Source organism: Hydrangea phyllody phytoplasma (assembly GCF_036985185.1).
Taxonomy (GTDB): domain Bacteria; phylum Bacillota_I; class Bacilli_A; order Acholeplasmatales; family Acholeplasmataceae; genus Phytoplasma; species Phytoplasma asteris.
Map to the genome: position 1 here is coordinate 1 of NZ_BSDA01000025.1, position 595 is coordinate 595.

A 595-nucleotide genomic window follows, 5' to 3' on the forward strand; every position below is an offset into this window, starting at 1 on the left:
AATTCCTCCTATTTGTTTTAATAATTTTTCATTTTCTAAAATAGCACTTACTGAAGAATAATCAATTTCTTTATTATTTTGATGTAATATTTTCATGGCTTTAAAAATATTTTTATGATGAGGACTGTAAAAGTCAGTTTCTGTAATTTCATTAAAAACTGAAGAAATTATTTTGGGGTTTAAAAGGACAACCCCCAACAAAGCGCGTTCTGCTTCAATCATCTTTCAAACTCCTTTTTTTAATTTGGGTATAAAAAATACCCCTTCAAAAAGGGGTTTAGTTTCTATATTGATTAAAAAGTTTTTTCTTCTTTAATTGTTCTGTCAGGATTGTAATAGGTTTCTTTGATTAGTTCTTCTGTTATGGGATCATATTCAGTAATACAATCAATTGTTTTGCCATCTTTATTAAACCAAGTTGTTTTAATAAAATTCCATGTATCAGGGGCATGTTCATGAATACCACAAATTGTTTTACCATCAACATTATAATAAGTAGTTGTTTTTTTTTGATAATTCATATTATTTATTTCCTTTTTATATATTTTTTTAATTTAGTAAATGATTTTGTTTTGATAAATTTTACTTGTGTTGC

At 25.2% G+C, this 595-nt stretch carries 2 protein-coding genes; both read right to left on the reverse strand.

Annotation, left to right across the window (positions count from 1 at the left end; translation table 11 throughout):
• A partial coding sequence (locus tag AACP42_RS03045) for a DnaB-like helicase N-terminal domain-containing protein (RefSeq protein ID WP_339332586.1) occupies positions 1-222 on the reverse strand: 222 nt, incomplete at its 3' end.
• Between the two features lie 71 nt (positions 223-293).
• On the reverse strand, positions 294-521 hold the full coding sequence (locus tag AACP42_RS03050; RefSeq protein WP_339332587.1) for a DUF2963 domain-containing protein: 228 nt from the start codon (positions 519-521) through the stop codon (positions 294-296).
• Positions 522-595 lie beyond the last annotated feature (74 nt).

Bases quoted from the DNA above. Each gene is read 5' to 3' on its own strand.
- AACP42_RS03050 (WP_339332587.1), bottom strand. From the start codon at position 521: ATGAATTATCAAAAAAAAACAACTACTTATTATAATGTTGATGGTAAA.